Source organism: Paenibacillus sp. LPE1-1-1.1 (assembly GCF_040676435.1).
Taxonomy (GTDB): Bacteria; Bacillota; Bacilli; order Paenibacillales; family Paenibacillaceae; genus Pristimantibacillus.
In genome coordinates this window covers 87,685-114,448 of sequence record NZ_JBEGHY010000001.1, presented here as the reverse complement: position 1 = coordinate 114,448, position 26,764 = coordinate 87,685, and the positions used below count along the sequence as shown (strand labels likewise).

The 26,764-nt window shown below is 51.0% G+C and carries 24 protein-coding genes; 23 read left to right on the top strand and 1 reads right to left on the bottom strand.

Features of this window, described 5'->3' with window-relative positions; all coding sequences use genetic code 11:
* Position 1 precedes the first annotated feature (1 nt).
* The 23 genes from MRBLPE1_RS00600 (at position 2) to MRBLPE1_RS00490 (ending at position 26,399) form a co-directional block, all read left to right on the top strand.
* A complete protein-coding gene (locus MRBLPE1_RS00600; protein ID WP_364140223.1) occupies positions 2-1,003 on the top strand; it encodes a FecCD family ABC transporter permease in 1,002 nt (333 codons plus the stop codon).
* Entirely contained in the window at positions 1,000-1,785 is a 786-nt protein-coding gene (locus MRBLPE1_RS00595; RefSeq protein WP_364140220.1) for a heme ABC transporter ATP-binding protein, read from the top strand. Before MRBLPE1_RS00600 ends, MRBLPE1_RS00595 begins: the two co-directional genes overlap by 4 nt.
* A gap of 27 nt (positions 1,786-1,812) precedes the next feature.
* Positions 1,813-2,883: a nicotinate-nucleotide--dimethylbenzimidazole phosphoribosyltransferase gene (cobT, locus tag MRBLPE1_RS00590; RefSeq protein ID WP_364140218.1), complete on the top strand. Its 1,071-nt coding sequence runs from the start codon at positions 1,813-1,815 to the stop codon at positions 2,881-2,883.
* A gap of 10 nt (positions 2,884-2,893) precedes the next feature.
* Entirely contained in the window at positions 2,894-3,484 is a 591-nt protein-coding gene (cobU, locus tag MRBLPE1_RS00585) for a bifunctional adenosylcobinamide kinase/adenosylcobinamide-phosphate guanylyltransferase (protein WP_364140216.1), read from the top strand.
* Positions 3,481-4,461 carry an adenosylcobinamide-phosphate synthase CbiB gene (gene cbiB, locus MRBLPE1_RS00580; protein ID WP_364140214.1) on the top strand — a complete coding sequence of 327 codons (981 nt, stop codon included), beginning with the start codon at positions 3,481-3,483 and terminating at the stop codon, positions 4,459-4,461. Before cobU ends, cbiB begins: the two co-directional genes overlap by 4 nt.
* The gene (gene cobS / locus MRBLPE1_RS00575) at positions 4,443-5,252 is read left to right on the top strand and encodes an adenosylcobinamide-GDP ribazoletransferase (protein ID WP_364140212.1); all 810 of its coding nucleotides are present in this window, start codon (positions 4,443-4,445) and stop codon (positions 5,250-5,252) included. Before cbiB ends, cobS begins: the two co-directional genes overlap by 19 nt.
* A 23-nt stretch (positions 5,253-5,275) precedes the next feature.
* The gene (cobD, locus tag MRBLPE1_RS00570) at positions 5,276-6,376 is read left to right on the top strand and encodes a threonine-phosphate decarboxylase CobD (RefSeq protein WP_364140210.1); all 1,101 of its coding nucleotides are present in this window, start codon (positions 5,276-5,278) and stop codon (positions 6,374-6,376) included.
* A complete protein-coding gene (locus tag MRBLPE1_RS00565; protein WP_364140209.1) occupies positions 6,376-7,995 on the top strand; it encodes a cobyric acid synthase in 1,620 nt (539 codons plus the stop codon). The genes cobD and MRBLPE1_RS00565 overlap by 1 nt, the downstream gene beginning before the upstream one ends.
* Positions 7,992-8,702, top strand: a complete 711-nt coding sequence (locus MRBLPE1_RS00560) for an adenosylcobinamide amidohydrolase (protein WP_364140207.1) — start codon at positions 7,992-7,994, stop codon at positions 8,700-8,702. Before MRBLPE1_RS00565 ends, MRBLPE1_RS00560 begins: the two co-directional genes overlap by 4 nt.
* A gap of 232 nt (positions 8,703-8,934) precedes the next feature.
* A complete protein-coding gene (gene corA, locus MRBLPE1_RS00555) occupies positions 8,935-9,885 on the top strand; it encodes a magnesium/cobalt transporter CorA (RefSeq protein ID WP_364140206.1) in 951 nt (316 codons plus the stop codon).
* Positions 9,886-9,910: 25 nt separating this feature from the next.
* Positions 9,911-10,735 carry a hypothetical protein gene (locus MRBLPE1_RS00550; RefSeq protein WP_364140203.1) on the top strand — a complete coding sequence of 275 codons (825 nt, stop codon included), beginning with the start codon at positions 9,911-9,913 and terminating at the stop codon, positions 10,733-10,735.
* Positions 10,736-10,763: 28 nt separating this feature from the next.
* Positions 10,764-13,292, top strand: a complete 2,529-nt coding sequence (hrpB, locus tag MRBLPE1_RS00545) for an ATP-dependent helicase HrpB (RefSeq protein WP_364140201.1) — start codon at positions 10,764-10,766, stop codon at positions 13,290-13,292.
* Positions 13,293-13,355: 63 nt separating this feature from the next.
* Positions 13,356-13,637 carry a DUF1294 domain-containing protein gene (locus MRBLPE1_RS00540; protein ID WP_364140199.1) on the top strand — a complete coding sequence of 94 codons (282 nt, stop codon included), beginning with the start codon at positions 13,356-13,358 and terminating at the stop codon, positions 13,635-13,637.
* Positions 13,638-13,725: 88 nt separating this feature from the next.
* The gene (locus MRBLPE1_RS00535; RefSeq protein ID WP_364140196.1) at positions 13,726-15,801 is read left to right on the top strand and encodes a HelD family protein; all 2,076 of its coding nucleotides are present in this window, start codon (positions 13,726-13,728) and stop codon (positions 15,799-15,801) included.
* A gap of 55 nt (positions 15,802-15,856) precedes the next feature.
* Positions 15,857-16,519 carry a molybdate ABC transporter permease subunit gene (modB, locus tag MRBLPE1_RS00530; RefSeq protein WP_364140193.1) on the top strand — a complete coding sequence of 221 codons (663 nt, stop codon included), beginning with the start codon at positions 15,857-15,859 and terminating at the stop codon, positions 16,517-16,519.
* Between the two features lie 65 nt (positions 16,520-16,584).
* Positions 16,585-17,433 carry an EcsC family protein gene (locus MRBLPE1_RS00525; protein ID WP_364140191.1) on the top strand — a complete coding sequence of 283 codons (849 nt, stop codon included), beginning with the start codon at positions 16,585-16,587 and terminating at the stop codon, positions 17,431-17,433.
* A gap of 666 nt (positions 17,434-18,099) precedes the next feature.
* Positions 18,100-19,248 (top strand): DUF3900 domain-containing protein, encoded by a 1,149-nt coding sequence (locus MRBLPE1_RS00520; RefSeq protein WP_364140189.1) that lies wholly within the window; start codon positions 18,100-18,102, stop codon positions 19,246-19,248.
* Positions 19,249-19,295: 47 nt separating this feature from the next.
* Positions 19,296-19,655 (top strand): Lin0512 family protein, encoded by a 360-nt coding sequence (locus tag MRBLPE1_RS00515; RefSeq protein WP_364140187.1) that lies wholly within the window; start codon positions 19,296-19,298, stop codon positions 19,653-19,655.
* A 33-nt stretch (positions 19,656-19,688) separates the two neighbouring features.
* Positions 19,689-21,002 carry a hemolysin family protein gene (locus MRBLPE1_RS00510; protein WP_364140184.1) on the top strand — a complete coding sequence of 438 codons (1,314 nt, stop codon included), beginning with the start codon at positions 19,689-19,691 and terminating at the stop codon, positions 21,000-21,002.
* 50 nt (positions 21,003-21,052) lie between these two features.
* Positions 21,053-21,841, top strand: coding sequence for an undecaprenyl-diphosphate phosphatase (locus MRBLPE1_RS00505; protein ID WP_364140182.1), 789 nt, complete (start codon positions 21,053-21,055; stop codon positions 21,839-21,841).
* A gap of 381 nt (positions 21,842-22,222) precedes the next feature.
* Positions 22,223-24,088, top strand: a complete 1,866-nt coding sequence (locus tag MRBLPE1_RS00500; RefSeq protein WP_364144398.1) for an assimilatory sulfite reductase (NADPH) flavoprotein subunit — start codon at positions 22,223-22,225, stop codon at positions 24,086-24,088.
* Between the two features lie 56 nt (positions 24,089-24,144).
* Positions 24,145-25,866, top strand: a complete 1,722-nt coding sequence (gene cysI / locus MRBLPE1_RS00495) for an assimilatory sulfite reductase (NADPH) hemoprotein subunit (RefSeq protein ID WP_364140179.1) — start codon at positions 24,145-24,147, stop codon at positions 25,864-25,866.
* Positions 25,867-26,072: 206 nt separating this feature from the next.
* Entirely contained in the window at positions 26,073-26,399 is a 327-nt protein-coding gene (locus MRBLPE1_RS00490; protein WP_364140177.1) for an NUDIX hydrolase, read from the top strand.
* Positions 26,400-26,453: 54 nt separating this feature from the next.
* Here the strand turns inward: MRBLPE1_RS00490 and MRBLPE1_RS00485 are convergent, their stop codons facing one another.
* Positions 26,454-26,747: a DUF3817 domain-containing protein gene (locus tag MRBLPE1_RS00485; RefSeq protein WP_364140174.1), complete on the bottom strand. Its 294-nt coding sequence runs from the start codon at positions 26,745-26,747 to the stop codon at positions 26,454-26,456.
* Positions 26,748-26,764 lie beyond the last annotated feature (17 nt).

Here is a 26,764-nt window from a genome sequence, read left to right as displayed (position 1 = left end):
TATGCTCCTTCTTGCTGTTTCTATCGTTGTTAGTTTGACCATTGGCTCATCCGGCATATCGGTTCGGGATGTGTGGGGCATTATGCTGCATCAGCTGCCTTGGCTTTCGGATAAGCCCACATCCTATACGGCGGGAGAAATCGCGATTGTCACGCAGGTCAGACTGTCCCGCGTGCTGCTGGCGGTTCTTGTCGGCGCATGCCTTGCGCTTGCAGGAGCAGGCTTTCAAGGGGTGCTTCGCAATCCTTTAGCCGATCCTTATACGCTTGGCGTAGCCTCGGGCAGCTCGGTAGGCGCCGCATTTATCATCTTGTTCGGGCTGCAAACGGCGCTCGGGATGTGGACGATTCCGCTTGTAGCCTTTGGAACGGGAACGGTTACGCTGCTTGGCGTTTTTTGGCTTTCACGCAATAAAGGGATTATGCATATTGAAACGCTCATTCTCTCCGGGGTCATTATTCAATCCTTTTTAGGCGCCTTTGTTTCATTTATGGTTTCGATGTCTGAAGGAGTCGTCAATCAAATTTTGTTTTGGTTAATGGGCTCGCTTGCCATGAGAAGCTGGGATAACGTGTATATGCTTATCCCGTTTCTTGCGCTTGGATTGCCGCTGCTGATCGCCTATGGCCAATCGCTCAACTTATTTGTTTTGGGAGAACGGCATGCGGCCCATCTAGGCGTTAACGTAGAACGGACAAAGCTCGTTGTTTTAATCGGCTCCACGCTGCTGACGGCGGCGGCCGTTTCTGTGTCCGGCGTTATCGGTTTCGTCGGTTTAGTTGTACCGCATTTGATTCGTTTATTGGTGGGACCGGACTATCGATTCATTACCCCATTGTCAGCGATCGGAGGCGGAGTGTTTGTCTTATGGGCTGATACGTTTGCAAGGATGGCATTAACGCCAAAAGAAATTCCGTTAGGTGTCGTTACCGCACTGATCGGAGCGCCGTTCTTTGCTTTTTTGCTGCATAGGCGGAAGCTGAAGCAAGGAGGCTCGATATGATAGAGGCACATAACATTACTCAGACCGTTCAGGGACGAGTAGTGCTGAACGGACTATCCTGTACGTTTCAGAAAGGGCGGATGTACGGCATCATTGGTCCGAACGGTGTAGGCAAGTCAACGCTCCTGCAGGTGCTGTCGGGCGTCGAACGTCCTAAAAGCGGTGACGTACGGCTTGCCGGAATCCCCTTAGCCTCCTATCCGCGCAAAGAATTGGCTAAGCAGATGGCTGTTCTACAGCAAAGCGGTCTTCCTCCGGTCGGATTCTCGGTGCGCGAGGTTGTAAGCATGGGAAGGTATCCGTTTCAGAATTGGCTGGGCAGCGACGAGAAAGATTCAGAAACGATCGTTAATGAGGCACTTACCGCAATGGGGCTGCAAGAGCTGGAGCATCGCAAAATGGATCAGCTGAGCGGCGGGGAACGCCAGCGCGTGGCTCTGGCTAAGGTGATGGCGCAGGAGCCGTCTATTATTTTGCTGGATGAGCCCACAACCTACTTAGATATAGGCTTTCAGGTGCAGCTTCTTGATACGGTGCGGGCATGGCAGCAGAAGCGGGACCTAACCGTTATTGCTGTCCTGCATGATTTAAACCTAGCCGCGCTATATTGCGACGAGCTGGCCGTGCTTCATCAAGGAAAGGTTGCCGCCGCTGGAACGCCGCATCAGGTGCTTACTCCGTCACTCATTGAGCGGGTATATGAGACAACGACAACCGTTATCTCCCATCCCGTGACCTCAGCGCCTCAAATCATGCTGCAGCCGAATTATAGATCCGAATAGTAAAATATGAGAGTAGGAGCGATTGCCATGGCAAACGATTTATACATACAGCTATTAGAAACCATTAAGCGAATCAAACCCTTCAACGAAGAGGCTGCGGCTCAAGCTGCGCGTCACTCGGACTCCTTAACGAAGCCGCCTGGCAGTCTGGGCAAACTGGAAGCGATTGCGTCACAAATCGCAGGCGTCTCAGGGCAGCTTTGGCCGGATTTATCGCGTAAAGCGGTAATTGTTATGGCGGGCGACCATGGCGTCTGCGAGGAAGGGGTAAGCGCGTTCCCGCAGGCAGTGACTCCGCAAATGGTGCTGAACTTTTTGAACGGAGGTGCGGCTGTCAACGTATTGGCTAAGCAGGCGGGAGCAGAGGTCATTTGCGTGGACATCGGAGTGAATGCCGATCTCGAGCATGATCGGCTTTTAAGCCGGAAGATTGTGCGGGGCACCGCCAATATGGCCAAGCAAGCGGCAATGACAAGGGAAGAAGCCCTTCAAGCGATCATGGTGGGCGTTGATATTGTTAATGAACAGGTGACGCAAGGGATCCGACTCTTTGCTACGGGCGAAATGGGCATTGGCAACACGACGGCGAGCGCGGCTCTGACTACGGTATTAACCGGGTTATCGCCGGAAGAATCAGTAGGCAGGGGGACGGGAATTGACGACGCGAGCTGGTTAAACAAGGTCGAGGTCGTGAAACGGGCGATTGCTGTTAACGGGCTCGATTCTGCGGATGCAGATCCGATCGATGTGCTGGCTAAGGTTGGCGGCGCCGAGATCGCGGGACTTGCCGGCGTCATACTCGGCGCGGCGGCGAATGGCTGCCTAGTCGTTATCGACGGCTACATTTCTTCGGCGTCAGCGCTCGTCGCGTCACGGATCGCAAAGCAAGCAATGCCTTATATGGTGGCCTCGCATCTTTCCCATGAACAAGGTCATTTAAAGCTGCTGGAATCGATGGGTTTACTGCCGATGATGCAGTTGGAGATGAGGCTTGGCGAAGGTACGGGCGCCGTATTGGGTTTTCATTTTATTGACGCTGCGCTGCTTCTTATGCAGGAGATGGCAACTTTCGAGAGCGCGGGCGTATCCAAGGGTTAGGTGATGTCAGTTGGCAGTATTGGTAACAGGCGGGGCGCGAAGCGGCAAAAGCAGCTTTGCGGAGCAATATGCGATGAGGGTGGCGGGGCGCGGAATTTATATCGCAACCTGCCAGCCCTATGATCATGAAATGCAAGAGCGGATCACGGTTCATCAGACTGATCGCAAGGATTCGGGCTTTCGCTGGGAAACGCTCGAGGATCCATTCGATGCAGCGGAGCAGCTTATCCGATTTGAGAAAGAATTCACCCGGGATGCGGGTAAGGGGAATAAGCCGCCAGTCGTTTTGCTTGATTGTTTAACCTTGTGGCTGACGAATTGGCTATTGCGCATCGAGCAGGAGGCTTTGGAGGATTCCCGTCTGGAGCAGGAAATTTCAAAGCTGCTTGAAGGGATTCAAAGCTATCCTCATCCTTTGGTTATCGTCACGAACGAGGTCGGAGACGGAATCGTTCCGGCTTATCCGCTTGGACGCGTGTTCCGGGATGAGGCGGGGCGCCTGAATCAAAGGGCAGCCGCGGTCTGCGAGCGCGTTTTCCTTGTGACGGCAGGGATACCCGTTGAATTGAAATCTCATGCTTTTAGATGGGAGCAATTATGATATTTTATTCCTTCAAGGAGCTGTTTCTTCTAACAGGAGCCGCGCTCGCGATCGATTGGATGGTGGGCGATCCCAAATGGCCGACTCATCCGGTCATTTGGATCGGGCGATTCATTCGTTTCGCGGAACGGTTTCTCCAGCCGGAGCGCTGGAAGCAACATCCTGCCGCAGTGCGGGGATTAGGAATCGCGTTAACCATGATGACGCTCGCGATCAGCTTTGGATTCATATGGCTGCTCGTTTGGACAGCGGATGCCGTGCATCCATGGCTCGGTTATGCGGTAAGCGCCTGGTTTATTTCAACCACGATAGCGGTTAAGGGGCTCAAGGAAGCCGCTATGTTAGTATATCAACCATTGATTGAAGGCCGGCTGGATGAAGCGAGAATATATGTCGGTTACATCGTTGGGCGGGACACCGCAAAGCTGGATGAAAGAGAGGCCTCGCGTGCGGCGGTCGAGACGGTTGCCGAGAATACCGTCGACGCGCTCGTGTCCCCCTTTTTATTCGCATTAATCGGTGGCGCTCCGCTCGCTATGCTTTACCGCGCAGTAAATACGCTCGATTCCATGGTTGGCTACCGGAATGAGAAATATAAATATTTCGGTTGGTTCTCCGCACGAACGGATGATGTTTTCAATTATATCCCGGCACGGATTACAGGCGTAATGCTTACGATTTCCGCAATGTTCGACCGGAGAATGAGCGCCAAGGATGCGCTGCGTTCCATTCGCGCCTTTGCCCGCCTACATCCAAGTCCAAACAGCGGGATTCCGGAATCCGCGGTAGCGGGTGCGATTGGCATAGAACTGGGCGGCAGCAATACCTATTTCGGCGTTGCCAGCGAACGGGCCCGAATGGGTTGGCCGAAACGCAAGCTAGCCGCAGGAGATATTGTGCTTGCGGTTCAATTGTTGTACCGGGTTAGCTTTATATTATTCGCGGGGGTGATTGCAGGTTGGTTCATCGTGAATTAAAGCTGCAGGCGCAAGCCCTCATCGCTGCTTTTCAGTTTTTAACGAGGTTCCCGGTTCCCGTGTCGGTTCCTTTTCAAGGAGCCGTTTTGTCGCGAAGCGTGGTATATTTTCCTATAGCCGGCGCAATGATTGGCGCTTGCTTATATGCCGCTGCTTGGTTGTTAGCTCTTTTTGTGCCTGCTTGGCCAGGCGCGGTTCTTCTGCTTATCTTCTGGACCGCGTTAAGCGGCGGCTTGCATCTTGACGGCTGGATGGATACCGCGGATGGCGTGCTCAGCCATCGTTCCCGTGAGCGAATGCTCGAAATCATGAAGGACAGCCGGGTAGGCGCAATGGGCGTGCTTGCGGCCGTATTTCTGCTTTTGTTTAAAGCTTCGCTGCTAGCTGAGCTTATGCAGCATGAGATTATCAAGCTTTATGGACCGCTGCTTGTGGTCATCCCGATGTGGAGCCGGGCTTGGATGAGTACGGCGATTGCCGGTTGGCCGTTTGCCCGGAAGGGCGAAGGAATAGCTATTTTATTCCATGAGGTGAAACATGCTCAAGCCGCCGCTGCGCTCCTCTTGCCCGCTGCCGCTACGGCGCTGGTTTTGAGGTTTGCCGGAATGGGGAGAGAAGAAGCGCTTCTTTGGCTGCTGATCTTTGCTTTTTGTACGTTTATTGTTGGAGGAATACTTGCAGCTTGGTTAAATCATAAGCTGGGCGGCTTAACGGGTGATACCTATGGAGCGATGAACGAAGCCATTGAAGCATCGCTTCTGTTTGCCGCGGTGATTTGGCTGCATGCCTAATTGAAAAGGAGCTGGACGGATAGATGTTGGAAAGATACGGTCATGGGGGCGATTTACGGACCGCAGAAGAAGCCTTTGATATACCAGCCCATAAGTTTATTGATTTCAGCTCGAACATGAATCCGCTGGGGCCTCCGCTGAGCGTGAAGCAAGCGCTTCATTCTTATGCGGAAGTCATTGGGCAATATCCTGATCCGGCGGTGCGCGGTTTAAGACGAAAGCTCTCCGAGCTGCATGATATCGATGAGCAGTCCATTGTGGTTGGCAATGGCGCTGCGGAATTGATTGATTTAATCGTGCGTGCGCTCCAGCCCAAATTAACGACGCTGGCCATTCCATGCTTTGATGAATACGGCGACGCGATACGGAAAATCGGCGGAGCAATCTATGAAATCAAGCTTTCGCCGAGCAATCAGTTTGAATTGGGTTTAGATTCGGAGCATTTATGCGGAGCCGCGGAAACGGGTTCATTGTTTATGCTGGGCTCTCCTAACAATCCGACGGGTCAGCTCGTGGATCCGGAGCTCATCCGCACGCTTTTGAGAAAAGGCGCCTATGTGGTCGTAGATGAAGCATTCATGGACTTTGTGCCGGAAGAATCGCGTTACAGCCTTCTCAGGGAAGCGACAAGACATGAAAGGCTGTTTGTTATACGCTCGATGACTAAGTTTTATTCCATACCCGGCATTCGCCTGGGGTATATTGTCGGCATGCCGAGAACGCTAAGCGGGTTAAGGAGATTGCAGGTGCCCTGGAGCGTGAATTCGCTGGCTCAGTTAATAGGCGAAGCCGTGCTGGACGAGACGGATTATGCGGACCGGACGATATCATGGCTGGAGAAGGAGAGACCGTGGTTAATCGGGAAGCTCCAGGCCATCGGCTTCGAGGTGAATCCTAGCTCTGCCAATTATTTGCTCGTTCGGATTCCCAAAGATGCTGGGATTAGCGCAAGCATGCTCCAGCTCGAGATGGGCAAGCAAGGCGTACTGATCCGTGATGCTTCGAGATTTTCCGGACTTGATCATACCTATATTCGCGTGGCCGTCAAGCTCCGCAAGCAAAATGAACAGCTGCTGGCAGCATTAGAGCATTGCATGAATCGGTATAGGAGTCGTGGTGTTTAATGTCATTAAATGAACGGGAATCTACTAAAAAGGATACGCTGCCAGGCAGAACGATAATGATCCAAGGCACGGCGTCTGATGTAGGCAAAAGCTTGATCACAGCTGCGTTATGCCGTGTTTTTACCAACGAGGGCTGGCGCACCGCGCCATTTAAATCACAAAATATGTCTTTAAACTCCTATGTTACTTGGGAGGGGAAAGAAATCGGTCGCGCGCAGGGGATGCAGGCGGATGCCTGCGGAATCTTGGCAACGACCGATATGAACCCGATTCTGCTGAAGCCGACCGGCGAGATGTCCTCACAGGTCGTCGTGCATGGCGAACCTCTGCGTGACTATGAGGCATCCGAATACCGAGAGAACTATTTGCCTGCAGCCGGTGGAATCGTAAGGGAAGCGCTGCAGCGTTTGCGAGAGACGCATGACATTGTCGTACTGGAAGGAGCGGGGAGTCCCGCCGAGATTAATTTGAAGGACCGTGACATCGTCAACATGCGGATGGCGGAGTGGGCAGACGCTCCGGTTATCCTCGCTGCCGATATTGACCGGGGCGGCGTGTTCGCATCCATCGTCGGTACCCTGGAGCTGTTAGAGCCGGAGGAACGTGACCGGATCGGCGGTTTTATCATTAACAAATTCCGCGGCGATGTTTCCCTGCTGCAGCCTGGCCTGGATTGGCTGGAAGCGCGGACCGGCAAGCCAGTGATCGGCGTGCTGCCTTTTATGCCGGGCCTTGAGCTGGAAGACGAAGATTCATTATCCCTTAGCAAGCAGCATGCTTATGAGCCGATAGATGCCGCGAACGAGATGCGCGAGTTGGATATCGCGGTTATCCGATTGCCCCGTATTTCGAATTTTACGGATATGGACCCGCTGCGATTCGAGAAGGATATACGGCTTCGATACATTGAGCATGCCGGGCAATGGGGATATCCGGATGCCGTCATCCTTCCCGGCAGCAAAAATACGATCGGGGACATGATCTGGCTGAAGGAAACGGGACTGGCCGCTTGCGTGCAAAAGCATGCTGCCGGAGGCGGCGCGGTGGTAGGCATTTGCGGCGGTTACGAAATGCTTGGTACCCGGCTTTATGATCCGCTCCATGTAGAATCGATGGTAAATGAAACGGATGGGCTTGGCCTATTTCCGTTTGAGGTTCGTTTTGCGGCGAAAAAAAGAACGGTTCGTGTTGCAGGGACAGGACAATTGAACAAAAAAAGCTCTCCTGCTCGCATTGAGGGTTATGAAATCCATATGGGCGAGGTTATCTGGCCTCATGATGAGGCGTTAGTCCATGTCCATCGGCCATTCCAATTGAAGGAACAACGGTTGGGGACTGATCTTAATACTCCTTCCAACCTTATGCCAGAAGGCGCGAGCACGGAGGACGGCAAGCAATGGGGAACTTTTATCCATGGCATTTTGCATAACGATGATTTTCGCAGGCTTTGGTTAAACAACTTACGGGAAGCAAAAGGATTATCAAGCTTGCCAGCGGATTTGCGGTTTCATGAAAGACGTGAAGCTGCATTCGACCGTCTTGCGGAGCATGCTAGACGTTATCTGAATATGCCCCTTATTTACGGGATGCTCGGACAATCGAAGGAGGGTAAGCCATGACGCAGCCCTTCCGTCACGGGAATCTATATGAATCCAAGCTCTGGAACGGGCTAAGCCTGCAGCTGCTCGAAGATCGAATTGAGTTAGCTTTGCTTGAAAATCTGCACGCGCTGAGCAGCGCGGTCCATCCAGGAGGATTCTCTGCCGCAAACCGTATCATTAACTGGAAGGTGCCGCTTACCTACCAATGCGATGATCCTGTCCGCGATATCGTGAAGCAGTGCAAGGCTTGGGAATGCAATCCGGATACCACGGTCGGTTTGATTACGGCAGCGAAGCTGAGCCATGCTTCCGTAACGGAGTTCGAAGGCGACCGTTTCAAACTCTTATGCTGCACAACGGTTGGCACGCGAAATGCCGCGAGAGCAGGCATGCCTCGCAGCACCTTTTCGGCCTATTCGGCGGGCACGATTAACGTGATTGTTTTGATCGATGGGCAAATGACGGAAGCAGCTATGGTAAATGCCGTTATCACCGCAACGGAAGCCAAGTCAGCCGCATTGCAGCAGCTGGGGATTATTGAATTAACGACCGGGGACATAGCGACTGGTACGACGACGGATGCTATCGTAATCGGCGTTACGCAATCGGCAAGCTGGAATGCCGTACATGCCTATGCAGGCGCTGCGACAACCATTGGCTGCAGCATTGGAGAGGCAGTTTACGAGACCGTTCTTGAAGCCGCGCGTACCCAGCATGAAGAGTAGCGGTGAGCCTTAGGAAGCGGCATTTGATAATGATTATTATCGATCACTGGATTTAAACCTGGAAGCAAGGCTGCGCAAATTTGAGAACCTCCTCCTCCATAAATACGAAAGCAATGTCCCAAAAAAATAGATTTTGATTATTACAGCAGCCGCGATATCGTGTAAAATAGGTGAAGTTGAACATTCGACCGTGCTACGACTTACGCAATATTCAGAATGGAGGACTTATCCTTTGATACGGATTGTAGGCTATACGAAACAAAAAGAATGGTTGACCGACCTTACGATGGATGACCTAAAGTCGACCGAGCTGGAATGGTATTGGGTTGATTTTAACAATCCGAAGGAAAACGAGTGCAGGCTGCTGGATTCCTTCTTCCACTTTCATCCGCTCGCCATCGAGGATTGTTACCATTTGCTGCAGCGGCCCAAAATAGACCATTACGACGATGTTCATTTTTTTGTGCTGCACGAGGTGGAACGGAAGACCTTAACGGTAAATGAAATTAATATGTTCATCGGCCCGAATTATATCGTAACGTTTCATTACGAGCCTTCTCCAGAAATTGAAGAAGCGCGGATTAAGCTGATGGGCAGCAAGAAGATCGGCGAGAAGGGGCAGCTCTACGTCGCTTATCTCGTGATGGACAAGCTGGTAGATCAATATTTTCCTGCCGTGCATGAGCTCGAGGATCAGCTGCTAGATATGGAAATCGGCAGCGACGAGGGTCAAAGCCAAACGCTCATGACCGATATTTACAACATACGGTCCCGGCTGCTGCGCCTGCGCAAAACAATTATACCGATGAGAGATTTATTGTACCGCTTGACAAATTCGGACCGTATCGACGGCATGGGAGATTATTTGGCTTTTTACCATGATATCTATGATCATTTGCTTAAATTGTCCGAGATGATGGATACGAGCAGAGAAATGACGGCCGACCTGCGGGACAATTATATCTCGGTAAATTCACATCGTATGAATGCGATTATGAAGACCTTGACCGTTATTACGACAATATTTATGCCTTTGACGTTTTTGGCCGGCATTTACGGAATGAATTTTAGCAACATGCCAGAGCTAGAATGGAGCGGCGGATATTTTACGGTCATCACGGTTATGTTCGCGATCGGAATCGGTATGTATGCTTGGTTCCGCCGCAAGGGCTGGTTTAAATGATTAGAATTAAGGAGATTGGTCCGCAATGGAGATGAAAGAGCCTGCTCGGCTGAGCAGAAAAAAAAAGTTTGCGGTCATCGGAATTTTGGTTGGCATCCTGCTTGCATTGGTTATTATGCTCTATTTGATGATTATCGCGCTTGGCAACCGCAATGAAGCTAATTTATTGGAAGCGGGGCAAGCGCTGCATTATACCTATGATTCGCATAACGCGACCAACGGAATGACGCTGCATGTGCTGATGACGAGACCGGCCGACGTGACGCTGGAAACGATTAATAATAATATTACGCTGTCAGGCAAGGTCGGCATAAACGGCGGCTTTTTTTATGGCGAGCAATTGCTAAGCATAGGAGTGGTAGACAGCATCCCCGTCAACAAAGACATAGGCAGCTTCGGCACAGGCAGCGAGAACGTGAAATATGCCCGGGGAACCCTGGTTTGGGATGGCGCCTCGGACCAGCTGAGCGTGCAGGTCGCAAGCAAAGCTTCCGAGCTTAAGGTGAAGGACCATACGCGGTTTTGGGCGCAAGGCGGGATCAGCATGAGCCTGGGTGACGATGCGCGCTGGGCCTTGCAAACCGTGATAGAAAATGCGCCGTTTCCCGGCGATGACCGGCTGCGTTCGGCAGCCGTTTACGATGAAGCGGGCATGTTGTATTTAATCGTGAGCGAAACCAAGGGAACATTGGCCTCATTTAGAGAAGCCATTATTCAAACCGTTGGCGAGGGTAAGCTGGTTGACGGGATTTTTCTTGACGGTGACGGCTCATCCCAGCTGTTAAGCAGCGATGCTTCGCTTCCGGGCGATAACCGGCCAGTCGTGCAGATGATAAGAATCGTAAAATAAAATGGCTAAAGGTGAGGGAGCAATCAGTATGGGTCAATGGTTACTGCCGATTGATACGGTATTGCCTCAGCTTCTGGAATCGCTGAGCAGCGGAAGGAATGCCGTATTGACCGCGCAGCCGGGAGCAGGGAAAACTACCCGTGTGCCGCTCGCGCTGCTTGATCAGCCATGGTTATCGGGAAAGAAAATATTGATGCTGGAGCCGCGAAGGCTGGCTGCTCGTTCAGCCGCGCAGTTTATGGCAAAGGGATTAGGCGAACAGGTCGGGCAAACGGTCGGCTACCGGGTAAGACTGGATACCCGGATTGGTCCGAATACGCGAATCGAGGTCGTAACGGAAGGTGTTTTGACTCGGATGCTGCAGGAGGATCCTGCGCTGGAACCGGTTGGAGCCGTTATTTTTGATGAATTTCATGAGAGACATTTGCATGGCGATCTTGGTTTAGCGCTCTGCTTGCAATCGCAGTCCTTGCTGCGGGAGGATTTGCGCTTGATCGTCATGTCCGCAACGCTGGATGAGGCGCCGATTGCGGAGCTGCTTGGCGGCGCTCCAATCATCCGCAGCGAAGGCCGGGTATTTCCCGTGGAAACGCATTATGCGGCAGCCAGGGCGAACGGGCCGATCGAGCCCCAAATGGCTCGGACAATCATCGAGTCGCTGCGGGCACATGACGGCGATGTTTTAGCTTTCCTGCCGGGTGTGGCAGAGATCCGCCGCACGGCAAGGTGGTTGAAGGAGGCTAGCCTTCCTTCTTCGGTTCGGATCGAGGAGCTGCATGGCAGCCTCCCGCTCGAGAAGCAGGATGCCGCCATAGCGCCGTGTGCTCGCGGTGAACGAAAGATTGTGCTCGCGACTTCGATCGCTGAATCCAGCCTAACGGTCGAGGGCATCAAAATCGTCGTGGACAGCGGTCTGATGCGGGTTCCCAAGTTCTCGCCAAAAACCGGAATGAGCAGATTGGAAACGGTGCCTGTCTCTGCCGCCTCCGCCGATCAGCGGAGAGGCAGGGCAGGCCGTTTGGCATCTGGCGTCTGTTTCCGGCTATGGACGGCGCAGGAGCATCCGTATTTGCCTGAGCAAAGCAAACCGGAGCTGCTTGAGGCGGATTTAGCTTCGCTCGTACTGGAGCTTGCCATATGGGGCATACAGGATCCGCTCGAGCTGGAATGGTTAACCCCGCCGCCCGAGGCAGCTTATGAGCAGGCGGCCTCGCTGCTGCGTCAGCTGAATGCGATTGATGACAATGGGAAACCGACAGCCGCCGGTGTCAGGATGGCGCAATTTGGTCTGCATCCGCGGTTAGGCGCGATGATTTTGCAGGCAGCCGGCTTTGGCGCTGCGCGTGCCGCTTGCGAGGCAGCGGCTTTATTAAACGAACGTGACCTGCTTCCGCAGGAACGGAATGTCGATATACAGCTGCGGCTTGAACTGCTCGGTGAATTGGCAGGATATGGCCGAGGAACACATAGGCAGGCCGGATTGGAGCATCCTTCCGCCGGAGCCGCGCACCGAATCATGGCGCAGGCCGAGCAATGGGAACGGCAGGCTATGCCCCAAGATATATCATGTAAACAGGACTTAACGCAGGACTCGGTTCCGATCGGCGTACTGCTGGCGTTTGCTTATCCGGACCGCATCGCGCAGCGGCGCGGCGACGGCCGGTATTTGTTAGCGAGCGGGAGAGGCGCGGTGCTGCCGGAACTGCAGCCGTTGTCCCTTTTTCCTTATCTCGCGGTTTGCGAGGTTGACGGCGCCGGCACGGAAAGCCGAATACGGATTGCGGCTGAGCTTCGTCTAAGCGATATCGAGCAATATTTGCCGGCGTATTTGACAAGCGAGGAAGCTGTGGAATGGGATGCATCGGCACAAGCCGTGCGGGCCCGCAAGCGAACGCGGCTCGGCGCCATTATTGTGAAAGAATCCATCCTTCAGCAGCCAGATGAAGATGCTGTCGCGAATGTAATGCTCGCCGCTATCCGACAGACGGGATTTTCAATGCTGCCAATGAGCAAACAAGCGCAGCAGCTGAAGGCTAGAATGAAGCTAATGTCGCTTGCCGGCGATGACTGGCCGGATGCTTCAGACGAAGCGCTGCTGGACACGCTCGAGGAGTGGCTGAAGCCGCATCTCCACGGCATGAAGAGCCGTGCGGATTTACAGAAGCTCCCGATGCTGCAGCTGCTTGAGAGCAGCCTTATCTGGAAGCAGAAGCAGGAGCTCGACGAACAGGTTCCGACGCATATCGTCGTGCCGAGCGGATCACGCATTCCGGTTGATTACAGCGATCCCGAATCACCGGTTCTTGCGGTTCGACTGCAAGAGCTCTTCGGAATGAAGGATACGCCGAGATTGGCAAGAGGGAGACTGCCCGTTACGCTGCATCTGCTGTCGCCGTCGCAGCGGCCTGTCCAAGTGACGCGCGATCTGGGCAGCTTTTGGGAAAATGCTTATTTCGAGGTGAAAAAGGATCTCAAGGGACGTTATCCGAAGCATTATTGGCCAGATGATCCATATGCGGCCGTGCCGACGAACCGAGCGAAGCCAAGGCCACGGTGACCCGCCCTCGGCACCGGTCCGTGTTAGACTTACCGGCAATTATGAGAGGAAGTGCCTGCAGAAATGCTTTATTCTCTACTACTTATCTATTTACTACTGATGAACATATACACCTTTTCGTTGATGGGCTTTGATAAAAAGAGCGCGAAAAAGCAGCGCAGGCGAGTTCCTGAGAAACGTTTGTTTCTGCTCAGCGCAATCGGCGGCGCGGGAGGCACTTGGCTTGCGATGAAGAAATGGCGCCATAAGACGAAGCACCGTACTTTTACCGTGGGTATCCCGCTTCTATTCGGATTGAATTTGCTGCTGGTAATAGGAGCCGTTTGGCTCGTTGGAACGCTCTAAACTCTTGATTGCATTGGGAAGCCCTCCTATGGTATATTGGGGCTTCTCTTTTTTTATCTCGTACACCAAAACTTAGGAGGTAACTGACTTGACAGTTCAAAGTGCCTATCAAGAAGAACAAGAACGATTAACGAAATCACTTCAGGACATCGTGTCACAGCTGCAGGCCATCGGACCCCGGTATAAGGGTGACGACTTTACGGAGCAGATGCTCGATTTGCAGCAAGAGGAGCGCAGGTTAAGACTAGAAATCTCGAAACGCGAGCCGTATTTCGGCCGCATTGATTTTGAAGAGCTGCCCGCAGGCGACAAAAAGCCGCTTTATATCGGAAAAGCAGGCGTAGCTAAGCAGGGCAGCAATGAATTGCTCGTCATCGATTGGCGAGCGCCCGCAGCAAGTGTGTTCTATTCCTTTACGGGCGGCGAAGCGCCTGCCTCGTATGTATCGCCTGACGGGGATATCGATGGATACGTTCATTTGAAAAGGAACTTCATGATACGGCAAGGAGAGCTCGTTCGCTTGGTCGACAGCTACGTACGCGGCCAGGAAGAGGGCGGCGTTACGGATGAATTTCTGCTCTATCGCCTCGGCGAGAACAAGGACAATAAGCTGCGCGATATCGTCTCCACCATTCAAGGGGAGCAGGACCGAATTATTCGTGCGGACCGAAACAAAGCGCTGTTTATTCAAGGCGTCGCGGGAAGCGGTAAAACGACCGTTGCACTACATAGGCTCGCTTTCTTGCTTTATCAATATGCCGATCGGATGCGCGCGGAGCGCATGATCATTTTTGCCCCGAACCGCATGTTCCTCGACTACATATCCGGCGTATTGCCGGAGCTTGGCGTAGGCGATATCCAACAAACCACTTTCAGCGACTGGACGGTTGAGCTGCTGGAGAAAACGATAGCCGTAAGCGATCCGTCGGATACGATGGCCTATTGGTTTGAAGAGCGCCGAACCGCTGATGAAATCGAGCATGCTTCCGGACGTTTTAAAGGGAATTTGGCCTTTAAAGCTCTAGTTGATGAAGGAATCGCCGATTTTGAGCAGCGCATTGTTCCCGTGGTGCCCTTCGTACCGATCGATGGCCTTGAGCTTTCGCCTTCGCAAATGCGCGAATGGTACGATACGGATTACGGCGAAGAGACGCTAATGAAGAAGCGTGACCGTTTAGTGAGCCGAATTCGCAGATGGTTTGAGTCCGAGCTCAAAATGAAAGGCATTGCGGATAAGAAAGTAAGAGCAAAGGCGCTTGCTAAGTTCAATAGCTATACCAAAAAAATTCCGTCTTACTCTTCCTTGCAGCTCTATGCTTCTTTATTTAGCGGCAAGCAATTGGCGGGCGGCATTCCAAAGCGCATTTCTTCGGCTACGGCGGAACGCTTGAAAAAAGGGATCGCGGCAGCGGAGGATTTAGCTCCGCTTGCTTACATTCAGCTTCAGCTGTTCGGCTTGCCGAAGCAGGCCTTCGATCATATCGTCATCGACGAGGCGCAGGATTATTCTCCGTTTCAGCTGGAAGTCCTTCGCCTATGCCAACGGACGGCATCCATGACCGTTTTAGGCGATTTGCAGCAGGGGATTCATGCCTATGCGGGCGTTCAAAGCTGGAACGAGCTGACCGTATTATTCGAAGAAGAGCAGATAGGGTTCTATGAGCTGAACCGTTCTTACCGTTCAACGATAGAAATTATTGAATTTGCGAATAAAATTTTAGGAAGTATGATTGGCGGCGTGAAGCCTGCCGTTCCTGTATTCCGCAGCGGCGATGCGGTCGTAACCGAGCCGGTATCCAGCGAAAAATGGCTTTCAGCCATTGCCGCAACCGTTCGAGAATGGCAGGCATCGGGCGGCTATGAAACGATTTCCGTGATCGGACGGACAGCCCTTGAATGCGAACGAATACACCAGTATTTAATCGAGCAAGGGGTCGAGGCATCCCTGGTGCAAAGTAAGCAGCCTGCCTATGGAGGCGGACTGTCTGTCGTGCCGGTCTATCTATCGAAAGGGCTTGAATTCGATGCGGTGCTCATTGCTGACGCAGGGGCAGAAGCTTATGCTTCGCTCGATGCGAAGCTGTTGTACGTGGGCTGCACGCGTGCCCTGCACAAGCTGAAGCTGTATTACCGAGGGGAACTCACATCTCTGCTGGGCGAATAGGCCTGTCTTCGGTATAATAGATAGCATCTTACCGACTGACCGGAGGCTTCACGAAATGGACTGGGACGAATGGCTGTCGCCTGTTTGGCTATCTTTAAAAATATCAATTGTTGCAAGCATCATCGTTGCCGTAATCGGAATGCTCGTCGCGCGCTTCATGACGCGGCATTCCTTTAGAGGCAAAAGCCTCGTTGAAACGTTTTTCATGCTGCCGCTGGTCCTGCCTCCAACCGTTGTCGGATTCATTTTGCTTGTTTTATTAGGCAGAGGCAGCTGGATCGGGCAAGCGTATGAATGGTTATTTGCACAGCCCATCGTATTCTCCTGGATCGCCGCGGTTATCGCGGCGGTCATTGTTTCGTTCCCGCTCGTTTACCAGACAAGCAAAGCGGGCTTTCTTTCCATTGACCGTCATTTGGAGGATGCCGCGCGCTCGGCTGGAGGAAGCGAAATTCAGGTATTTCGTTATATTACGATGCCTCTGGCAAAAAGATCGTTGACGACGGCGTACCTGCTTGGATTTGCTAGAAGCATTGGGGAGTTTGGTGCAACCTTGATGATTGCGGGTAATATACCAGGACGGACTCAGACGGTGCCTACGGCCATTTATATTGCTGTTGAGACGGGGGAAACGACGATGGCGTGGGCATGGACCGCGGCGATCATTGCGTTCTCTTTTATAATGCTTCTGTTTACGGGCCGTAAATTAGAACAATAATGTGAACAACGAATCCGATTGGCTGCGATCCGCGTATTACTTGCGAAAGAAGGAGAGTGGTCGAAATGGCGCTGGTCTATGATACGCAAGAGGAATTAAAGGTTTCCTTGCAGGAGATTGAAGCATGGGAGAAAGCACAAAAGGATCTATGGTTCTGGGAGAAGCTTGGACGGCTGCCGTTTATGCTGCTCGATAAGATAACGCCGAAGATTATTCAAGAGAAGCTGGGTCAAGCGGTTGATGAGATTGGCAGCTATATTCAAAATGGCGGCAAATATCTCATATCGGAGCGAGCGGTTATCGACCGCCTGCAGCGGAACGCTGGACCGGAAAGCGAGCTGCAAACCGAGGGAGAAGAGCCGCCGGCCATTGAGCATGTGGCTCAAATGCCGCTTTCGGTCATGAATGCGTCTGCCGAGCAATTAGCATCCAGCCGTTCGACGATGGCTACGCTCCAGGGCGCAACAACGGGAATAGGCGGGATTTTCACGTTGGCGGTAGATATTCCGGCTATACTCGGATTGTCACTGAAGATCATCCAAGAGATAGCCATCTGTTATGGTTTTGACCCGAAGCTGAAGGAGGAGCGCGTTTTTGCTGTCAAAGTGATGCAATTCGCTTCGTCGGATATCGTAGGAAAAAAAGCCATTCTAGAAGAGCTTGGCGCTATAGATAAAGCAGGCCGCAGCAGCCAAATGATGTCGCAGCTGCAGGGCTGGCGTGAAGTCGTGACGGTATACCGGGATAATTTTGGTTGGAAGAAGCTGTTTCAAATGATACCCGTGGCAGGCATTCTGTTTGGTGCTTTTATCAATCGGGGCATGCTGAACGATGTGGCTGAGGCTGCAACGATGCTGTATAGAAAACGCAGGGTCATGATAAAGCTCGCGGAGAACGAGGCAAATGCAGAATGACGGCAACCATGAAAAAAAATCGCCGAGCAAGCGGAATCTTTTTTAGCCGCGGCTTATTCCGAACTTGAGAAAAGTGGGGAGGACTGCGATTCGAGAAGCAGCAGCAGGAGTAGGGAAGGCAGGCAATTGGACGGTGGTCATGGCTCATTTCACCGATGTCTCCCTACAACGACAGGGATATGGCATCGCAGATATAAAGATATAAAACGCACGCCAGCCTTTCGATCCCAGCCTGTGCCTTGTGATGCCATTAAATAACAGCCTTCGTTCACCTATGAACTAGTAACTAACCAGAGATTTAATTTTTGCGCAAAGTAACCACGGAACGCTTTCGCGTTCTCGGTTACGACCTCAAGCCATCTGCGTTTTGTTCTGAACCCCACGTCTAATTCAACTTCTTAACCGATCATGCTCCGCGAGAAAGATTCTTTACCGCTTCTTCACACCAGATAGAGACCGAGTCCCATTGCTTTTGACCCCCATCCTTCTTGCGTTGGAATGAGGAATGGGGCATGTTTGCGTGTTTTGCTATACTATTGCGGTTAATTTGCCATTTTGGCATATTCAGTGCGCTAAATAAGCGAGGTTCTCACGGCTGATGTCGCGGCGAGTCGAGATATGCTATCCTAAGGAGATGACATCAGCTGGCTTGGAGGAATTATAAAAGTGGATTTTAACATGCAATATTTATCTTTTTTCGTAATTCATACCGATGGAGAGGAGAGCGCTACCTCATCAGGCAAACGCTTCAAGCATTATCAGACATTAGAAGAGGATACATACGAGGACAGCGAGATACAAAAGTTTCTGGATGACGAATTTAAGCGGATTGTCAAAAGAAAAGTAGAGCGCAATCCCAATTCAGCCAACGCCCCTACGAAAATCGGCAGGTTTATGGTCGAGCCCGGCTATGAGCTTGGCAGCAATCAAAACTACAATTTGTTTCAACGGCTTCGCGACGCCGATTCGAAGGAACGGTTCATCGGCATCGCGGACGAGCTCGTCCGGATTTATATGGATACGAGCGCGGTGAGGGGTGGCGCGTTTATTATTGCCCTCTCGAAGCTGAATACGTATTTCGATGAGCCTTTTTTATTTTTGCTAAAATGCGATTTTGAACCGAAGATCGCTAGAATCTCCGATGAGAAAAACTTGATCTCGCAGGTCGAAATGGCGATCAGCGCCCGCAGCATCAAGTCGATTCAATATCCGCATATGCCGGAAGAAGGAATGCTCGAGCATTGGGAGCTCAAAATCCATCAGGCGTCGCATGCCCGCTATTTTGAGGATTTCTTGAAATACGTATCTTATGAGAAGCCGCTTCCCGAGGTAATGGGCGAGCAGGTTGTCGAGATGGTTCACCAGTTCATTGCTGACAAATGGCAGGAGGATGAGAGCTCCGAGCGCCGTGAGGAAGAAAATGCGGTCGAGGTGTGGGCGGCCAGCGAGAAGCGTGATCTGCAGGAATGGTGGACGCCGGAGCAGGTAGAGGTCGCTGCCGCGGCTCTGGTAGAGCAGAAGCCGGATTTGCCGTTTTCGTTTAAACTAGGCGACGTGACGGTAAAGGGTTTATTGGCTGACTTTGGCGACAGCATACATTTTGCAAAGCATAATGGCAGGTATGTCGTGGTCATCGAAGGCGATTTCTTTCAATTTGAGAAGGGCATGTCGCCGGTTGAGCTGGTGCAGCCGCTTGATTTGGTAGATGTCATGCCCCGTATTGGCAGCAAGCAGCCAGCTGAGGATGCGGACTCCGGTTACAGCTATACGCCGGCTGGCGAAGGGACAAGCGGTAACGACGATGTGCCTTGGTAAACAAACCAGCAGGTATGAATTCTAGTACTGAGGGAGAGGATATTTAAGTGGACAACTTATTTTTCATAGAAATAGGCATGGGATGCGATCTGCACGGTCAAAATATTACGAAGGCATCGGTGCGTGCGGTACAAAACGCCATTCACCACAATTCGATGCCGGGACTGCGGTCGGTGCTGCCAGGCGGAACGCTGGATAACATGAAGGTGCGCGTAAGACTAGCGCTTCCTTGCGATCATGACCTTCTCGATGTCGAGCAGGTGAAAGCTGTGCTGCCATACGGCCAAGTGACGATTGAGGTGCTGGACGGCGGCATGCTCACGACTAGCGGTGTAGTTCTACCTGACAAAGAGGATAAAAACGATTTGATTTATATCGTTAATGCTTCCGTTGAGGTAGGCTACTAATCGCATCTCCGCTTGCAAAAGAGGGAGAAGACGATGGTTTTAAAGCTTGGATTATTCATATTGCTGCTCGTTTTAACCGCATTCTTCGTAGCGACGGAATTCGCTATTATTCGAATGCGCTCAAGCCGCGTTAACCAGATGGTCTCCGAGGGTTTGAAAAACGCCAAAGCCATAGAGCAGGTAACGAACAAGCTGGACGGTTATTTATCGGCATGCCAGCTTGGCATTACGATTACTGCACTGGGTCTCGGCTGGCTGGGAGAACCCACGATTGAGCTAATCCTGCACCCGATTTTCGATCGATTTCATCTGGAGGGCGAAGTCAGCGGCGTGCTGTCTTTCATTATCTCCTTCTTAATCGTGACTTATTTGCATGTGGTGCTTGGAGAACTTGCTCCAAAGACGTTGGCCATCATCAAATCGGAGGAAGTCAGCCAGTTCACGGCGCCGATCATCATTGTGTTCTACAAGGTGATGTATCCGTTCATTTGGCTGCTTAACGGTTCTGCGAATTCATTGGTCCGGCTGATTGGTTTAAAACCGGCGAACGAGCATGAAGCGCATTCCGAGGAAGAGATCCGGATCATATTATCGGAGAGCTACGAAAGCGGAAAAATAAACAAGAGCGAATACGGCTATGTGAACCGTATTTTCGCGTTCGATGAACGGCTTGCGCGCGAAATCATGGTTCCGAGGACCGATATGGTTTGCCTATATGTGAATCAATCCCGCGAAGAAAACTTGGCGATCATCAAGAAGGAACAGTATACCCGTTTTCCCGTAGCCAAGGGCAGCAAGGATAATATCATCGGAATCCTGAATACGAAACAGTTTTTTCTGCGGTACGAATCGGATCGTAACATTGAGGTCAACTCGCTTTTGCAGACGGTTATGTCGGTACCGGAGGTTATGCCCATCAATAAGCTGCTTCGCAAAATGCAGCAGGAGCGCGTCCACATTGCCATCTTATTGGATGAATACGGGGGAACGGCGGGGCTGATCACCATCGAGGATATCATCGAGGAGATCGTAGGGGAAATCCGCGATGAGTTTGACGAGGATGAAGTGAAGGAAATTGAAGTATTGGAAGAGCAGCGTTATCTAGTTAACGGGAAAGCGTTGATTAGCGACGTAAACGAGGCTGCCGGCACCGACCTTGCATGCGATGATGTAGATTCCATCGGAGGCTGGCTGTTTAATCAAAAGCCGGAGCTACCTGTCGGAGAACCTTGGACGTATGACAGCATTACGTTCATCATCCGAGAGCGTGACGATAACCGTATTCGCAAGATCGAAATTCAAACGGAATTTCTCGAAAGTGAAATGGGCACCTACGGACATGCATAAGCTGATAATGAGCGAATAGAGCAAACCAAATTCGAGGGGGAGATCGGACGTTGGGCGATTTAATTAATGCGATAATTATGGGTATCGTAGAGGGATTGACCGAGTTTTTACCTGTATCATCAACGGGTCACTTGATATTAACGGCAGAGCTGCTGAATTTCACCGGGGACCGCGCAAAAACCTTTGAGGTGGTCATTCAATTCGGGGCGGTGCTGGCAGTGCTTGTCCTCTACCGAAAGCGTTTTGCAAGCCTGCTTAATTTCAAGGTAGGCAAAGGTTCCGGTTTGAATGCTTTACATATTATTTTGGCAATGGCGCCGGCTGGCGCATGCGCTGTTTTGCTTCACTCGTTCATTAAGGGGGAGCTGTTTGCTGCAGAAAAGGTTCTTATCGGCCTCGTTGCAGGCGGGATACTAATGATTATCGCCGATCGAGTCCGAAAGAAGCCGAGTGCAGAGGAGCTTGATGACATTACTTATAAGCAAGCCTTTGCGGTAGGATGCTTTCAGGTGCTAGCCCTTTGGCCGGGCTTCTCGCGCTCCGGATCCACGATCTCGGGCGGCATGCTGTTCGGCGTTAGCCAGAAGGCGGCAGCGGAATTTACGTTTCTCGTATCGGTGCCGATCATGGCGGGAGCGAGCGGGATCGATCTTCTAAAAAGCCGTGAGTTTCTCACGATGAATGATTTACCCCTATTTTTAATTGGGCTTATCGCTGCGTTTATCGTCGGCATGATTGCCGTCGTCACGTTCATCAACATGATGAAAAAAATCAAGCTTTCATGGTTTGCTTATTATCGTTTTGCGTTAGCGGCACTCTTTTATTTTATTATTTTATAGGGTAAATAAGAAATCCTATTGAGAAATTTTGCGTGTCCTTATAGGAGAAAATAGGGCGCGTTTCATGAAGCGGCGAGAATGGTTTTCAATTAGGAAATTGAGCCGGGAAATCGCGAAAAAAGACCTATCACTTATTTATATCCAAACCATTACTTTTTCTAATAAATCCGAAGAAATCAGGGCAAATTGCCCTGATTTCTTTATTTTTTCGGCAAATAATCGTCATTTGCATAAAAATGCCTTTTTTTGCAAGAGCGTACCCGATTGAAGGTTTTGTCTTATTATGTTAGGTTAAGTAATATTAGAGTACTGATGAGGTACTGTTTTTTTACTGACGATGAAAATAAAAGTTGATTTTATGTTTATGAGAGGTGGATATTGTTGCAACTTCAGGTAACGAACAGTCCTTTTAACCAAGAGCAAGTCGAGCTTTTGAACCGCCTTCTGCCAACGCTGACGGAATCGCAGCAAGTTTGGCTTACGGGCTTTTTGTTCGCTCGTCAAGCTTCCGCGGCAGCACCATCCGTTGGTGCCGATATTCAAGCGATTACAGAAGCGCCCGGCGTAGCGGAAATCATCGCCACAACCAGTCAGCCTGCGGCTTCCCGAGAGGTTACGGTGCTCTTTGGTTCCCAAACCGGCAATAGTCAGAGATTAGCAACCAGCTTGTCACGCAAGCTTGAAGAGCAAGGCATGCAAGTCACGATTGCTCCAATGAACAAATTCAAGACGAATGGCTTGAAAAAGGTTGAAAATTTATTGTTGGTCGTAAGTACGCATGGCGAAGGCGAGCCGCCGGATAATGCCCGTGCATTCCATGAGTTCCTCTACAGCAAGAGAGCACCGCAATTCGACAACCTGTATTTCTCCGTCTTGGCGCTGGGAGATACTTCGTATGAGTTTTTCTGCCAAACGGGCAAGGATTTTGATCAACGCCTTGAGGAGCTTGGCGGTAAACGCCTTGCAGCGCGCGTGGATTGTGATCTTGATTATGACGAGTCCGTTGCAGGCTGGTCGGCGCAGGTGATTAGCGCTTTGGCTGAACGCTTGAACGGTTCATCAGGCTCTGCTGCAGCTGCAGCAAGCGATACGGTAAGTGAAGTCAAAGCGGAACAATCGGCTTACTCGCGCACGAATCCGTTTAAGGCTGAAGTGCTCGCGAATATTAACTTGAATGGCCGCGGCTCTGATCGGGAAACACGTCATTTGGAGCTGTCGTTGGAAGGCTCCAATTTACAATATGAACCAGGCGATAGCTTAGGTATTCTTCCGGAGAACCACCCTGCATTGGTGGAAGCAATTATCCAAGAATTCAATTGGAATCCTGAAGAAATCGTTCCGATCAATAAGAATGGCGAGCAGGGCTCGCTGCGCGAAGCGCTGCTTAAGCATTACGAAATTACGGTTCTGACGAAGCCTTTGCTCACGCAAGCTGCCGAGCTATCGTCTAACTCCGCTTTGCGCGAGCTGCTGGCTCCAGGCAAAGAGCAAGAGCTCAAGAATTACATTAATGGCCGTGACCTCCTTGATTTGGTACAGGATTTTGCTCCTTGGCAAGCTAAGGCCAGCGAGTTTGTTTCCATTTTGCGGAAGCTACCTGCTCGGTTATATTCAATTGCAAGCAGCTTTAAAGCGAATGAAGATGAAGTTCATCTTACGATCAGAGCCGTCCGTTACGAAGCGCATGGCCGGGACCGTTACGGCGTATGTTCGATTCATTGCGCGGACCGCGTTCAGCCTGGCGATAGCCTTCCGATTTACATTCAAGAAAACCCGAATTTCAAGCTTCCGTCAAATCCGGATGCACCGGTTATCATGATAGGTCCTGGTACGGGTGTTGCTCCGTTCCGTGCTTTCCTAGAGGAACGCGAGGAGCTTGGCGCAGAAGGGAAATCATGGTTATTCTATGGCGACCGTCATTTCGTTACCGATTTCTTGTATCAGACGGATTGGCAGAGAATGCTTAAAGACGGCGTACTGACGAAGCTGGATGTAGCTTTTTCCCGTGACACGGAAGAGAAGGTTTACGTACAGCACCGTTTGCTGGAAAAAGGACGCGAGCTGTTTGAATGGCTCAAAGAAGGCGCCCATGTTTATATTTGCGGCGATGAGAAGCATATGGCCCATGACGTGCACACAGCGTTGTTAACGATTATTCAACAAGAAGGTTCACTAAGCGCAGAAGAAGCTGCGGCTTACTTGGATGAAATGCAGCAGCAGCAGCGCTACCAGCGTGACGTGTATTAATAGATAAATTTTAATCAGCAAGAGATCGTGAATGATTGCGAGAGGAGACAGCAACAATGGCTAAAGAGCAATTGGTAAAGCCTATCGGTGGGCCGCCAAGTGAAGTTGAACATATTAAGATCGAAAGTAACTACCTGCGCGGAGCATTGGTTGACACGTTAAGAAATCCGATTACTGGCGGTTTGCCGGAGGACGACAATCGGTTGTTGAAGTTTCATGGGAGCTACATGCAGGATGACCGGGATTTGCGCAACGAGCGTGAACGCCAGAAGCTGGAGCCTGCATTCCAATTCATGCTCCGGGTTGTTTTGCCTAGCGGCGTAGCCACTTCTGAGCAATGGCTTGCAATGGATGGATTAGCCCATAAGTACGGCAACGGCACGCTTCGTTTGACAACTCGTCAAACCTTCCAAATGCATGGCATTCTCAAATGGAACCTGAAGCCGACGCTTCAGAAAATCAACAGCGCGCTGATGACTACCTTAGCAGCTTGCGGCGACGTAAACCGTAACGTTATGTGCAGCCCGAACCCGTTTCAATCGGATCTTCATGACGAGGTTAGCTACTGGGCGCGTCAGGTAAATGATCATTTGGCGCCGCGCACGCGCGCTTACCATGAAATTTGGCTTGACGGTGAGAAGGTTATTGACGGCCAACAAGAAGGCGAAGTAGAGCCTATCTATGGTCCCGTGTACTTGCCGCGTAAGTTCAAAATCGGTTTCGCGATTCCGCCTCATAACGATATAGACGTGTTCTCGCAGGATATCGGCTATATCGCTGTTATTGAAGACGGCAAGTTAAAAGGCTTCAATATTTCGGTTGGCGGCGGCATGGGGATGTCCCATGGCGACACGGCGACTTATCCGCAGCTTGGTAAAGTAATTGGTTTCTGTCCGCCTGAGCGTATCGTAGCTTTGGCAGAGAAAACGGTTATGATCCAGCGCGATTACGGTAACCGTTCCATTCGTAAAAATGCAAGATTTAAATATACAATCGACCGTCATGGCATTGATTGGTTCAAAACAGAGCTTCAAAATAGACTCGGCTGGCAGCTTGAGAATGTTCGTCCATATCAATTCGATAATAGCGGCGACCGTTATGGCTGGTTGAAGGGAAGCAACGGCAAATGGAATTTGACGTTGTATATTCAAAGCGGGCGCATCGATGATCAAGAGGGCTATCCTCTGATGACTGGCCTGCGCGAAATCGCAAAAGTTCACTCGGGCGATTTCCGTATTACGCCAAACCAAAATCTCATCATCGGTAACGTAACGAGCCAGAAAAAGCGTAAAATCACGGAATTGGTCGAGCAATACGGACTAACCGATGGTGCGCAGCATTCTGCGCTCCGCAGAAGCTCAATATCCTGCGTGTCGCTGCCGACATGCGGACTTGCAATGGCGGAGGCTGAACGTTACTTACCGACTCTAATTGATAAGCTGGAGCCGATTATTAATGAAGCCGGTCTTCGTGACCAAGAGATTAACATTCGGATGACAGGTTGCCCGAACGGCTGCGCAAGACCGGCTTTGGGTGAAATCTCATTTATCGGGAAAGCCGTCGGCAAATACAACATGTATATGGGCGCTGGCTTTGCAGGTGAACGTCTGAACAAACTTTATCGCGAGAATATCGGCGAAACCGAGATTCTGGATACGTTAAAGCCGATTATTAACCAGTACGCGAAGGAACGTGAGACTGGGGAGCATTTCGGGGATTTTGTTATCCGCGCGGGATATGTTAAAGCCGTTCATGACGGTCAGGAATTCCATAGCTAAACGGGCAACAGCCTATTTAGAAAAGAACAAGAAGACCGGGGTTTTAACCTTGGTCTTCTTGTTCGTATATGGAGTACGAATTCGCAAAACAGGGGTGAATCGATGCAATACCCGAATTATCGTGTCGCCGTAGAAATCGTGATTATCCATGAATCGAAAATTCTATTAACCAAAAGAGCCGATGACCGTGAAGGCGGGTCTGGCGCTTGGAGCGTACCTTCAGGAAAGGTGAAATACGAAGAGTGCCGATCCAAGCTTTGCACCGAGAAGCACTCGAAGAAACGAATCTCGAAATCGAGCTGTTAAAGGAGCTGGACGTGCGCGCTATCCAATCTGTCATTCGCGATGGCGAGTTTTACCGCTTAATGTTTACTTATTTAGTAAGGCCAAGAAATGATGACGTAACACCATTATGCATCAACGAGGAGCATTCGGCATTTGCTTGGGTAACGGCAGAGGAGCTTGACGATGAGAAATATCAGTCCATTCACGATAATTTGAAAGCCATTTTAAAAAATCTTTTCAGTAAGTGATAAAAATACAAAAAAAGCCATTCCCAGTTAAAGGAATAGTTTTTTTTATTGCGCTTAAGCTTGATTGCGGAGCAGCTTCTTGTCGAGCACAAACGTACCGAAGGGAAGGAAGGCTGCAATAAACGCGGCCGCAACCTTAAAGATTGACCAGCGGTGTTTGATCCATACATGCAGCACGGCAAATAAGTAAAGGACAAATAATAGCCCGTGCAAACCGCCGACAACGGTAACAACCTGCGGGATATCCGCCCAATATTTGAGCGGCATTGCGATGAGGAGCAGCACAAGAAAAGAAATCCCTTCATAGAATCCGACTACCCGCAGCCGGCCTAAAGCCGTTTTAAACATTCGATTACCTCCAGTTA